General features: G+C 74.3%; 10 protein-coding genes. 4 read left to right on the plus strand and 6 right to left on the minus strand.

Features of this window, described 5'->3' with window-relative positions; all coding sequences use genetic code 11:
• Positions 1-1,479: LCP family protein (locus tag ACWEMJ_RS31920; RefSeq protein WP_452140624.1), on the plus strand; the 1,479-nt coding region annotated here is incomplete at its 5' end.
• A gap of 5 nt (positions 1,480-1,484) precedes the next feature.
• Here ACWEMJ_RS31920 and ACWEMJ_RS31925 read toward each other — a convergent pair.
• A complete protein-coding gene (locus ACWEMJ_RS31925) occupies positions 1,485-2,102 on the minus strand; it encodes an acyltransferase (RefSeq protein WP_452140625.1) in 618 nt (205 codons plus the stop codon).
• 117 nt (positions 2,103-2,219) lie between these two features.
• On the opposite strand from ACWEMJ_RS31925, the gene ACWEMJ_RS31930 reads away from it, so the two are divergent.
• The gene (locus ACWEMJ_RS31930) at positions 2,220-3,674 is read left to right on the plus strand and encodes an LCP family protein (protein ID WP_452140626.1); all 1,455 of its coding nucleotides are present in this window, start codon (positions 2,220-2,222) and stop codon (positions 3,672-3,674) included.
• 7 nt (positions 3,675-3,681) lie between these two features.
• Here the strand turns inward: ACWEMJ_RS31930 and ACWEMJ_RS31935 are convergent, their stop codons facing one another.
• The 4 genes from ACWEMJ_RS31935 to ssuE form a co-directional block, all read right to left on the minus strand.
• Positions 3,682-5,619: a hypothetical protein gene (locus ACWEMJ_RS31935; RefSeq protein WP_452140627.1), complete on the minus strand. Its 1,938-nt coding sequence runs from the start codon at positions 5,617-5,619 to the stop codon at positions 3,682-3,684.
• A 110-nt stretch (positions 5,620-5,729) separates the two neighbouring features.
• Positions 5,730-8,282: an ABC transporter permease gene (locus ACWEMJ_RS31940; RefSeq protein WP_452140628.1), complete on the minus strand. Its 2,553-nt coding sequence runs from the start codon at positions 8,280-8,282 to the stop codon at positions 5,730-5,732.
• Between the two features lie 15 nt (positions 8,283-8,297).
• On the minus strand, positions 8,298-9,083 hold the full coding sequence (locus ACWEMJ_RS31945; RefSeq protein WP_452140629.1) for an ABC transporter ATP-binding protein: 786 nt from the start codon (positions 9,081-9,083) through the stop codon (positions 8,298-8,300).
• Positions 9,084-9,264: 181 nt separating this feature from the next.
• Positions 9,265-9,819 (minus strand): NADPH-dependent FMN reductase, encoded by a 555-nt coding sequence (gene ssuE, locus ACWEMJ_RS31950; RefSeq protein ID WP_452140630.1) that lies wholly within the window; start codon positions 9,817-9,819, stop codon positions 9,265-9,267.
• A 353-nt stretch (positions 9,820-10,172) separates the two neighbouring features.
• On the opposite strand from ssuE, the gene ACWEMJ_RS31955 reads away from it, so the two are divergent.
• Both ACWEMJ_RS31955 and ACWEMJ_RS31960 read left to right on the plus strand, forming a co-directional pair.
• Positions 10,173-11,426, plus strand: a complete 1,254-nt coding sequence (locus ACWEMJ_RS31955; RefSeq protein WP_452140631.1) for an LCP family protein — start codon at positions 10,173-10,175, stop codon at positions 11,424-11,426.
• Between the two features lie 72 nt (positions 11,427-11,498).
• A complete protein-coding gene (locus ACWEMJ_RS31960) occupies positions 11,499-12,047 on the plus strand; it encodes a serine O-acetyltransferase (RefSeq protein ID WP_452140632.1) in 549 nt (182 codons plus the stop codon).
• 14 nt (positions 12,048-12,061) lie between these two features.
• On the opposite strand, the gene ACWEMJ_RS31965 is transcribed toward ACWEMJ_RS31960, so the two are convergent.
• On the minus strand, positions 12,062-12,253 hold a 192-nt coding region (locus tag ACWEMJ_RS31965; RefSeq protein ID WP_452140633.1), incomplete at its 5' end, for an acyl-CoA dehydrogenase family protein.

Consider the following 12,253-nt stretch of genomic DNA (forward strand, 5'->3'; position numbering starts at 1 on the left):
GCCTGCGTGGCGGCGGGCGCCAGTGCGGCGGCCGGCGGGCGGGCGGTGCGGCGGCGCGGACGGGTGGTGCGCGGGCGGCGGCTGCTGACCTGGGCGGCCGGCACGCTGGGCCTGGTGCTGGTGGCGGGCTGCGGCGGCGCGTTCTACGCGTACCGGCACTTCAATCGGAACATCTCCTCGGTGAAGGTCCAGGTCGGCGACGAGTCGGAGCGCCCGCAGGCCACCAACGACGCGCTGAACCTGCTGGTGATCGGCACCGACAGCCGGGTCGGCCTGGGCCGGGAGTACGGCGACGAGGGCTCCACCGGGCACGCGGACACCACGCTGCTGTTCCACATCTCCAAGGACCGCAGCAACGCCACCGTGCTGTCGATCCCGCGCGACCTGATGGTGACCGTCCCGGAGTGCCGGACCGGCGGGCGGCGGATCCCGGGCGAGGCGCGGGCGATGTTCAACACCAGCCTGGGGCAGGACGGGCGGGACCCGGGCTGCACCTGGAAGACCGTGGAGAAGCTGACCGGCGTCCGGATCAACCACTTCATGATGGTCGACTTCCAGGCGGTGAAGTCGCTCTCCACGGCGGTCGGCGGTGTCGAGGTGTGCGCGGCCACCGCGATCAACGACCCGTACTCGCACCTGCGGATGACGGCCGGGCGGCACCTGGTGCAGGGCGAGGAGGCGCTGGCGTTCGTCCGCACCCGCCATGCCGTGGGGCTGGGCGGCGACCTGACCCGCATTCCGCTCCAGCAGCAGTTCATCAGCTCGATGATCCGCAAGATGAAGAGCAGCGACACCCTGACCAGCCCGGCCAAGCTGTGGAACCTGGCGGACGCCGCCACCAAGGCGCTGACCGTGGACAGCGCCATCAACGACGTCAACCGGCTGAAGGACCTGGCGCTGGACATCTCCCGGGTGAACACCAGGAACATCACCTTCACCACGGTGCCGGTGCTGGACGACCCGACGGACAACAACCGGCTGGTCCTCAAGCCCGGGGACGCGCAGCAGCTGTTCGCGATGATCGCCGCCGACCGTTCGCTGGCCGACGGCCCGCAGCCGCAGGCCCCGTCGCCCTCGCCGTCGGGCAGCGCGCCGGAGCCGCCCGAGGTGGACGCGGACGCGGTGCGGGTGACGGTCCGCAACGGCACCGGAGCGTCCGGGCAGGCCGGGCGGGCGGTGTCGGCGCTGCGGGCGAAGGGGTTCGCGCTGGCCGCCATCGGCGCCACCGGGGATGCCCGGCAGGCCAGTTCGGTGTCCTACCCGCCGGGTCGGGAGGACGAGGCGCAGGCGGTGGCCGCGGCGCTCGGCCTGCCCGCGACGGCGGTGCGGGCCGGCGGCCGGGCGGGCGGGGTGACGGTGGTGCTGGGCGCGGACTACCTCGGCACGGGCACGCCGTCGGCCGTTCCGACGGCGGCCCCGAAGGATCTCCAGCGAGTCCGGGCGGACGACACCAACGTGTGTGCCTCGAAGGCCAAGTAGCCCGGTCAGGACGGGAGTTCGTCGTCCGGGACGAGGGCTTCGGGTCCGTTCTCGGTGTACCGCTCGCCGGTGCGCGGGCAGCGCCAGCGGCCTTCGCCGGCGGGCTCCAGCGGCTCGCCGGCCCGGCCGACCCACTTGATCCGGCGGGCGGGCACGCCGACCACCAGCGCGAAGTCGGGGACGTCCCGGTGCACCACGGCGCCGGCCGCGACCAGCGCCCAGCGGCCGACGGTGACGCCGGCCACCAGCACGGCCCGGCCGCCGATCGAGCAGCCCCGCCGGAGCGTGACGCCGCGGGCGTGCCAGTCCTCGCCGCGCTTGAGCCGGCCGTCCGGGTCGACGGAGCGCGGGTACAGGTCGTTGGTGAGGACGGCCGCGGGGCCGACGAAGACGCCGTCCTCCAGCACCGCGGGCTCGTACACCAGGGCGTGGTTCTGGAGTTTGACCCGGTCGCCGAGCCTCACCCCGGGCCCGACGTAGGCGCCGCGGCCGATGATGCACTCGGCGCCGATCTCGGCGTGCTCGCGGACCTGGGCGAGGTGCCAGACGGTGCTGCCCGGGCCGACGACCGCGCGCGGGTCGACGTCGGCGGTGGCCTCGATCCGGGGGTCGCTGCTCGTCATGGCGCGACCCTAGCGCTCGGGGACGGCCGCCGTCCGGCGTTCCGTCCCCGGCGAGAGGTCCCGCCGGCCCGGCGCGCCGCCGGGGCGCGGGCGGCCGCAGCCCCTAGCATCCGGAAGATGCCTGCTCAGCGCCCGCCCGTCCGCCTGTCCGACACGCGACGGCCGCTCCGGCGGCGGTGGGGGATGTGGGCGGCGGGGGCGCTCTCCTTCTCGGTGCTGGCCACCTCGTGCGGCGGCTGGGCGGTGCTGAACGGCGTCGGCTCCTCGCTGGGGCGGGTGGACGCGATCGGCGGCGGCCCGGACCGGCCGGCGGACGACGGGGCGGCGACCTTCCTGGTGGTCGGCACCGACGACCGGGAGGGCGTCCCGGAGGCCACCTTGAAGGACGTGCTGCACGCGGGCGGCGAGTCCTGCCACTGCACCGACACCATGATGATCGTCCAGCTGGCGGCGGACCGCGGCCGGGCCACCGTGGTCTCGGTGCCGCGCGACTCCTACGTGGACATCCCCGCGCACCAGGACCGGGTCACCGGCAAGCAGGTGGCCGCGTCCAAGGGCAAGATCAACGCCGCGTACGGGATGGGCGGGGCGCCGCTGGCGGTGCGCACCGTGGAGCAGAACACCGGGCTGCGGATCGACCACTACGTCGAGGTGAACTTCCTCGGCTTCGTCTCCACCGTGGACGCCCTCGGCGGCGTCGAGGTGTGCACGCCCAAGCCGTTGCAGGACGACTACTCGGGCCTCGACCTGCCGGCCGGCACCAGCCGGCTGGACGGGGCGGGGGCGCTGCGCTACGTCCGGGCCCGGCACGTGGACGGCTCCTCGGACCTGGGGCGGATGCACCGTCAGCAGAAGTTCGTGGCGCAGCTGCTGCGTCAGGCGTCCTCCGGCGGGACGCTGCTCAACCCGGCGAAGCTGACCGGGGTGATGGACACCGTGCTGAAGTCGGTGAAGGTGGACAAGGGCCTGGGCAATGCCGAACTGCTGGATTTCGCAAGCCGGTTGAAGGACCTGTCGGCGTCGAAGGCGGACTTCGCGACGGTGCCGCTGTCCTCGGTGGACCACCCGGTGCCGGGCTGGGGCTCGACCGTGCTGTGGGACGAGCAGGGGGCGCAGGAGCTGTTCGACGCCGTCCGCGCCGGGAAGCCGCTGACCGGGCCCGCGCCGGCGGCGGCCGCACCGAGTGCGCAGGCGCCCGCTGCCGGAACGGTTCCTCCCGACCAGATCCGGGTGCAGGTGCTGAACGGCGCGGGCGTCCAGGGCCTCGGCAACCGGATGGACGAGGACCTGCGCAGGGCCGGGTTCGCCACCACCGGCACCCCGTCCAACGCGCCGGGCAACGGCCCGGCCGCCGCCCGCACGGTGATCCGCTACGACCCGCGCTGGGACGAGTCGGTGAAGACGCTGGCCGCCGCGCTGCCGGACGCCGAGCTGGTCAAGGTCCCGAACCTGGGCCCGACCTTCCAGGTGGTGGCGGGCGGCGACTACCAGGGCGCGGCCGCCCAGGACTCCCCCGAGAGCGGCCCGGTGGCCGGGGCGGCGAGCGGCAGCGAGATCAGCTGCCCGGCCTGACGCGTCCTCAGCGCAGGCAGTACTGGCCGACCGCCCACAGCAGGTACCCGGCGACGGTCAGGCGGTTCACCAGCAGCGCCGAGCCGACCGCGTGCGCGGGCAGCGCGGTCAGCGGGCGGCGCTCCGGGCGGTGGGCGAGCACGGTGACGGTGCGGGCGGCCTGCTGCGGGTCGTACGGGCCGCCGAAGTGGCGGTGCAGCAGGCGGGCCGGGAGCGTGGGGAAGCCGAACTCCCTGGCCCCGCCGCCGCGCAGCGTGAAGCGGCCGCGGTGGACCGCCGCCGCGGTGATCTGTCGCCAGCCGGCCCGGCGCAGCCGCAGCGCGCCGCTGCAGTTGACGCCGTCGCGGTCGACCGCGACCTGCCAGGTGAACGCGTTGACCAGGCCGACCAGGGCCACCCCGCCGATCAGCACCGGGCGGATCAGGCCGTCGACCACTCCGCCGTCCTCGGCGACGAAGTGCATCACGGTGCCGATCAGCACGGCCGCGACGGGGGCGGCGGCGTGGCGCACGGCGGCGGGCAGGCCGAAGACCCGGGCGGGCTCCGGGCGGCCCTCGGGCTGTTCGGCGAGGTCGTGCTCCAGGTCGCGGGCGGCCGCGGCCTTCACCAGCACGTCGTCCTGGAGCGGGACCCGGTCGTGGCGCAGGCGGCGCAGCCGGGGCGGCAGGGCGCGGGCGGCGACGGGCTGGGCCGTCCACTCGTACGGGGCGTGCGGGGAGCGGCGCACCACGAGTTGGCGGCGGCCGCCGTCGGGGCCCTGGTAGAGCAGGGCCTCGACGGGGGCGGCGGCCTGTTCGACCTTCGCGGCGGCCTCGGCGAGGGTGGCGTTCTCGTCGGCGTCGTCGTCCTCGTCGTCCTCCTCGCGGGCGGACCACGGCAGCCACTCGGCCGGGCCCTCGTCGTCCGCGGGCGCGTAGAAGGCGTCGCCGCCGACGGTGCGCAGCCGCCACAGGCCGGCTTCGCGGTCGCCGCCGTCCAGCGGCAGCACCACCTGGTCGCCGTCCTCGTCGGTACGGACCCGGATCCGCAGGGCGGGCGCGCCGTCGCCGTCGTGGCGGCGTTCGCGGGTGGTGCGGTGGGCGGAGAGGGCGAGCAGGGCGGCGCAGGCGCCGGCCGCGCCGACGCCGAGCCACCAGGGCGTGGAGTCCTGCCACTCGTCGGCGGCCCGGGACCAGCCGGTGCCGTCGACCAGCAGCGGGACCTGTTCGCCGACGCGGCGTTCGCCGCCCACCTCGGCGGTGAGGTCGTGGAGTTCGTGCGGCAGCCGGTAGCCGACGGTGGCGCCGTCGCCGTCCGGGTGGACGGTGCGGACGGTGGCGCGCACCTGGTCGGCGCCGGCCGCGCGGAGGGTGTCGGCCTCGGTCCGCTGCACGCCGACCACCAGCAGTGTCAGCGCGCCCGCGCCGAGCAGGGCGGCCAGCGCCTGCCGCACCCGGGGCGCCGGCGGCGGGTCGAGCGGGGGCTCGGCGCCCAGCAGCGTCCAGGGGAGCGGCACCGGCGGGCCCATCAGCGTGTCCAGTTGGGCGCGGGCGCGGCGGCGGCCGACGGCCACCCGGTACAGCGCGGCGGCCAGCGCGAGGTGCGCCGCGCAGGCAACGGTCGGCAGCCAGGGGCCGGGCAGCGCGTTCGGCAGGAACCACAGCAGCGGGCCGACCACGGCCGGTACGGCGGCGCTGCCGCGCGGGCGCAGCCACAGCACCAGGAACTCCACCAGCAGCAGCGCGGGCGCGGCGCTCTCCGCGTAGGGCACGGTGCACGAGCGCCATCCGTCGCACCGCTCCGGCGTCCGGTCGAGCGCGATCGCCAGCAGCACCGTCGCCACCGGCAGCAGCGCCGGCCAGCGGCTCTCCAGCCGCCGCCAGACCCGAGCGGCCCGCCACTGGTCGGCGGCGGCCAGGCTCAACGCGGGCGCGACGGGCAGCGGGGGCTCGGGGTACGGCGACATGCGGGGATTCTCGCAAGCCGGGACGTGGCCGCCTCGGGCAGGGGTTCGAAGCCGACAAGGCCCGCCCGGGGCGGTTGCTCCGGGCGGGCGCGTGGCCGTGCGGCGGGCGGTCAGTCGGTGGCGATGGCGGTCAGGACGTTCATCCGCGCGGCGCGGAAGGCCGGGACGAGGGCGGCGACCAGGCCGACCAGGACGGAGCCGATCAGGACGGTGGCGACGGTGCCGGTGGGGACGGTCAGCACGCTCAGGCCCTGCTCGGAGAGGACGGAGCGGGCGGTGACGCCCCAGCCAAGGCCGAGCGCGGTGCCGAGGAGGGCGCCGAACAGGGCGATCACCACCGACTCCAGGCGGACGGTGCGGCGCAGTTGGCGGCGCGACAGGCCGATGGCGCGCAGCAGGCCGATCTCCCGGGTGCGTTCGACCACCGACAGCGCCAGCGTGTTGACCACGCCGAGGACGGCGACCACGATCGTCAGGCCGAGCAGGCCGTAGACCATGCCGAGCAGCTGGTCGAACTGGGACTTGACCATCTCCTTGTAGCCGGCCTGGTCCTTGACCGTCAGCTGCGGGTAGTCGGCCAGCGACTTCTGCAGGCCGGCGAGCACGGCGGCCCTGTCGGCGCCGGCCGCCGCGGTGCCGAACAGCACCTCGGGCGCGGGGAGCCGGCCGTTCAGCGCCTTGGCGACGGTCTCGGTGCCGGTGAAGAAGCGGTGGTCGAAGAACTGGTTGCCGGCCTTGAGGACGGCGGCGACCGGCAGGGTCTGGGTGCGGCCCTCGCCGTAGTCGACCGTGATCGGGTCGCCGACCGCGAGGTGCTGCTCGTCGGCGAAGTCCTGGCCGATCGAGATGCCGCCGGTGAACACCGCTTCGGCGTTGCCGGAGGCGACCGGCAGGCGGAAGTCGCGGGTGAAGTTGGTGTCGGCGGCGATCAGCCGGCCCCGGACGGTGGCGCCGTTGGGAAGGACGAGTTCGCCGGGGACGCGCAGCTGCACGGACAGGTGGTCGATGCCCTTGGTGGTGCGGGCGGCCTCGACCATGGCGGGGTTGAGGCTGCCGCGGCCCTCGACGACGTAGTCGGCGCCGACGGTCCGGTCGATCTGGGCGTTCACCGAGCCGACCATCGAGGAGGTGACCACCGAGGCGCCGATCACCACGGCCAGGCCGATCATCAGCGCGGCGGCGGTGGAGCCGGTGCGCCGCGGGTTGCGGACCACGTTGCGCTGGGCGAGCCGCCCGGCCGGGCCGAACAGCGCGGGCAGCACTCCACCGAGCAGCCGGACCAGGACGGAGACCAGCAGCGGGCCGAGCACCACGGAGCCGCTCAGGGTGGCCAGGACGCCGAGGCCGAGCAGCAGGCCGCCGGTGGAGCCGGGCGAGCCGGCGGCGAGCACCAGCGCGGCGGCGCCGGCGCCGGTGACCAGCAGGCCGATCGCGGCGCGGATCCGGTTGGCGCGGGGCTCGGCGGGCGCGGCGTGGTCGAGCAGCGCGGCCATCGGGGTGATCCGGGCGGCGCGGCGGGCCGGGAAGAACGCGGCGAACAGGGTGACGGGCAGGCCGACGGCGTACCCGACCACCGGGACGGCCCAGGTGACCTGCAGCGAGGAGGCGTCCAGGTTCATCCCGGTCGCCCGCATCAGCTGGATCATGCCGACGGCGAGGCCGAGGCCCGCGCCGATGCCGATGGTGGAGCCGATCAGGCCGAGGATCAGGCCCTCGGTCAGCACCGAGCGGTTGACCTGCGAGCGGCTGCCGCCGATGGCGCGCAGCAGGCCGATCTCGCGGGTGCGCTGGGCGACCAGCATCGAGAAGGTGTTGACGATCAGGAAGATGCCGACGGCGGCGGACAGGAAGGCGAAGCCGAGCATCGCCCACTTCATGAACTGCAGGAACGAGCCGACGTCCGCGGAGTTCTCCTTCTGCTGCTCGGCGGCGGTCTTCGCCTGGAAGCCGCTGCCGAGGTCGGCCAGCGCGGCGGTCTTCAGCCGGTCGTTGTCGAGGCTGCCGTCGCCGAACAGTTCGACGGAGGTGTACGCCTCGGCGCCGAGCAGGACCTGCTGGGCGGTCGGGGTGTCCAGGAAGGCCAGCGCCGCACCGGGGTTGGTGGTCCGGAAGGTGGCGATGCCGGCGACGGTGAAGTCGTGGTTGCCGCCCTCGGTGATCACCCGGATCCGGCTGCCCAGGCCGAGGCCGGACTTCTTCGCGGTGTCGGCGTCCAGCACCAACTGGTCGGCGCCCTGCGGCCGGTGGCCGGAGGTGATGTCCAGCGAGGTGCGCGGGGTGTCCGTCCAGTTGCCGGTCAGGGTGGGGGCGCCGGAGGTCGGTCCGACCACCTTGTTGGTGGCCGGGTCGACCAGGGTCGCGGTGGCGACCATGACCTGGCCGACGGCGGCCTTGACGCCCGGTTCGGCGGCGAGCCTGCCCTGGGTGGCGACGGGGACGGTGGAGATCGGTCCGGGGCCGTCGGCGGCGCGTTCGTCCTGCGCCCGGCTCACCGACAGGTCGGAGGCGGTGGCGGCGAACAGCCGGTCGAAGGTGGTGGTGGCGGTGTTGTAGAAGACCAGCGTGCCGGCCACGAAGGCGACCGAGAGCACGACGGCCAGCAGGGAGAGCACCAGGCGCCACTTGTGCGCGAGGAAGCTCCGCAGCGAGGTCTTGAGCAGCATCGTCGCGGCCCCGGCTCAGCTGGTGCGCTTGCCGTCGAAACGGCGCATGCGGGTCAGCACGGAGTCGGCGGTCGGGTTGTGCATCTCGTCGACGATCACGCCGTCGGCGAGGAACAGCACCCGGTCCGCGTGGCCGGCGGCCACCGGGTCGTGCGTCACCATCACGATGGACTGGCCGAGTTCGTCCACCGAGCGGCGCAGGAAGCCGAGCACCTCCGCGCCGGAGCGGGAGTCCAGGTTGCCGGTGGGCTCGTCGCCGAAGATGATCTCGGGCCGGGCGGCCAGCGCCCGGGCCACCGCGACGCGCTGCTGCTGGCCGCCGGACAGCTGGCCCGGGCGGTGCTTGAGCCGCCCGGACAGGCCGACGGTCTCGATCACCTGCTCCAGCCACGCCCGGTCGGGCTTGCGGCCGGCGATGTCCATCGGCAGCGTGATGTTCTCCAGCGCGCTCAGCGTCGGAAGCAGGTTGAACGCCTGGAAGACGAACCCGATCCGGTCCCGGCGCAGCTTGGTCAGCTGCTTGTCCTTGAGGCCGGTGACCTCGGTGTCGCCGATCCAGATCCGCCCCTGCGAGACGGTGTCCAGGCCCGCCAGGCAGTGCATCAGGGTCGACTTGCCGGAGCCGGACGGGCCCATGATCGCGGTGAACCGGCCGCGCTCGATGTCCACGTCGACCGCGTCGAGCGCCGTCACCCGGGTCTCCCCCGAGCCGTACGCCTTGGTGACCTGCCGGGCCCGGGCGGCGGCTTCGCCCTGGCCGGGTGCGAGTGTGAGGTGCGCGGCGCTCGGTGCCGTGGTCACTGCGGTGCTCCTTGAGGTGGGTTCCGACCCGTTGCCCCAAGCCTCCCGTCCGCGCCGCCGCCGGTCGTCCTCCACCGGGACGACCGGTGTCACGGGGTAGCGCTCCGGGGCCCGGGGCCGCTCCCCTAGGGGTCGGCGCCGCTCGGGGTAAGGGTCCCGGAGCCCGGTGGAGGACGAACGATCAGGCGGTGGCGGCGAGTTCCGCGCGGGGCAGCAGCGCGGTGGAGAACGCGTCCACCACCGGGGTCAGCAGCGCCTCGGTCTCGCGCTCCAGTTCGGTGCCGCCGTCCTCGCGGACGCCGATGTGCCGGTCCAGCACGAACCAGCCCTGGGTGATGTGCGCGGCGCCCATCGAGTTCAGCACCGGGCGCAGCGCGTAGTCCACGGCCAGCACGTGCGCGGTGGAGCCGCCGGTGGCCAGCGGCAGCACCGTCTTGCCGCGCAGCGCGTACTGCGGGAGCAGGTCGAGCAGCGCCTTCAGCAGCCCCGAGTAGGCGGCCTTGTACACCGGCGTCCCGATCACCACGCCGTCCGCCCGCTCGAACAGCTCGGCGGCGCGGGCTATCGCCGGGTCGGCGGTGTCGGCGGCCAGCAGGGCCTCGGCGGGCAGCGTACGGACGTCCAGCGCGGTCACCCGGTGGCCGTGCGAGACCAGCCGGCGGTCGACGTGGCGCAGCAGCCGGGTGGTGCGGGAGGTCGCGGACGGGGAGCCGGAGACGGACAGGATCACAGCCATGGAGTCACCTCGGTGCGAACGGCCGCGGGCAGGGGCGGCCGGAAAAGGGAACGGGGACGGCGAGGGCGTGCGCTCGGGCACGGGGGCTCGCGGTGAGGGTGAGTGCGCGGCGAGGACTCAGCCGCGACACAGCGAGCAGGACACCCGACCGTGGTCGACGTGCCGCCGACGGGTGAGGACCTTCCGCTGCTCCATGCCGCCATGCAAACACGCGCCGTTTTTCCGGGTCAAGGCCGTGCCCGGGTGGTGAACACCGCACCGGGGCGTCCGGGCCCTGCATCAAAACGGCCACAAGGAGCCTCCGCCGACCCGGACGATCACCACACGGCCCCGCGTTCGGGCATCCTTCCCCCATGAACACGTGGCAGGAGCGCCCGGGGGGCGGCGCATACGGGCAGGACGACGCGGCACGCGGCCGGGGCGGGGCAGCGGCCGAGCCGCCGCTGCCGGCGAACCTCAATCCGCGCGGCACGGGCGTCCCGCTCTCCCGCCCCGCGGTGCCGCCGCACCAGGGCGGCGGCCAACCCCCCTACGGCGGCCGACCGCCGTACGGACAGCAGCCGTCCGAGCCCGGGCCGCCCCCGGCCGGCGACGGCCCGCAGCCCGCGCGGCCGCGCCGCTCGCGCAAGAAGATCATCGGATACACGGCGCTCGGTCTGGTCGCGGCGCTGCTCGCCACCGGCATCGGCACCTACTTCTGGGCGGACGGCAAGCTCCGCCACGACAACGTGCTCGCCGACTACGCCGGCCGCCCGGCGGCCGGAAAGGGCACCAACTGGCTGATCGTCGGCTCCGACAGCCGCGAGGGCCTCACCGACGCCGACGAGGACAACCTCCACACCGGCTCCGCCGAGGGCAAGCGCAGCGACTCGATGATGATCCTGCACATCGGCGACAACGGGAACACCCTGATGTCGATCCCGCGCGACTCCTGGGTGCAGATACCCGCCCACCAGGACACCTCCGGCAGCGGCAAGACCGTCGCCGCCGCCACCCACAAGATCAACGCCTCGTTCGCCGCGGGCGGCGGACGGCTCCTGGTGCAGACCGTCGAGACCAACACCGGCCTGCGCATCGACCACTACGCGGAGATCGGCTTCGCCGGGTTCGTCGGCCTGGTGGACGCCGTCGGCGGCGTCGAGATGACCATCGACCAGCCGATCAAGGACAAGGACTCCGGCCTCGACCTGAAGGCCGGCACCCAGACCCTCAGCGGCAAGCAGGCCCTCGCCTTCGTCCGCCAGCGCCACCAGATGGCCGACCAGGACCTCGGCCGGATGCGCAACCAGCAGAAGTTCCTCGGCGCCCTCGCCAAGCAGGCGGCCTCCCCCTCGACGCTGCTCAACCCGTTCACCTTCTACCCGCTGGCCTCCGCCGGCCTCGACACCCTGATCGTCGACGACGACGCCGGACTCACCGACCTCGGCTCGATGTTCCTCGCCATGAAGGGCGTCACCGCGGGCGGCGGCAAGACCATCACCGTCCCGATCGGCAACCCCGACTACCGCACCCCCACCGGCGAGTCCGCCGTCAAGTGGGACCCGGCGAAGTCGAAGGCCGTGTTCGACGCGATGAAGAACGACACGGCCGTGCCCGACGTGAAGTAGCGGATCGTCGAACTCCCGTTCGCCCGCGCGTCGTTGACGGCCCGTCGGGGCGGCGGACGGGAGAATCCGGCCATGTCTCTGGTGACCTCGCTCATCTACCGCCGCCGAAGCCGGCTGTTCGGCCGGCTCGTCCAGGAAGCGCTCGCCCTGTACGGCGTGGAGGTCCCCGCCGCCGCCGAGATCGGCCCCGGCCTGCTGGTCTACCACCGCGGCTTCGGCACCGTCCTGCACCCGTACACCACCCTCGGCGCGAACGTCACCCTCTACAACGGCGTCACCATCGGGCGGGCGGATCCCTGGGTGCCGCAGGAGGAGTCCGCGATGCGACGGGTGGTGCTGGAGGACGGGGTGGTGGTCTGCGCCGGCGCGAAGATCGTCTGCAAGTCGGGCGTGCTGACGGTGGGGGCCGGGACGATCATCGGGGCGAACGCGGTGCTCACGCGTTCCACGGGGGCCAACGAGATCTGGGCCGGCGCCCCGGCCCGGCAAGTAGGGGTGCGAAACCGAGGAGAGCACCACCGGGGGCGCGGGGAACTGCGCGAAACGGAAGGCACCCGCCGGCCGGATCGCGCCACGGGCAAGGACCTGCACGTGGAAGCGACCCGGCGGGCGGGTGCCTGAACAACCGGAAAGAGCTACGGCAGGTTGCGGGCCATGACGATGCGCTGGACCTGGTTGGTGCCCTCGTAGATCTGCGTGATCTTCGCGTCCCGCATCATCCGCTCCACCGGATAGTCCCGCGTGTAGCCGTACCCGCCCAGCAACTGCACCGCGTCCGTGGTGATCTCCATCGCCACGTCCGACGCGAAGCACTTCGCCGCCGCCCC

Source organism: Kitasatospora sp. NPDC004531 (assembly GCF_053602195.1).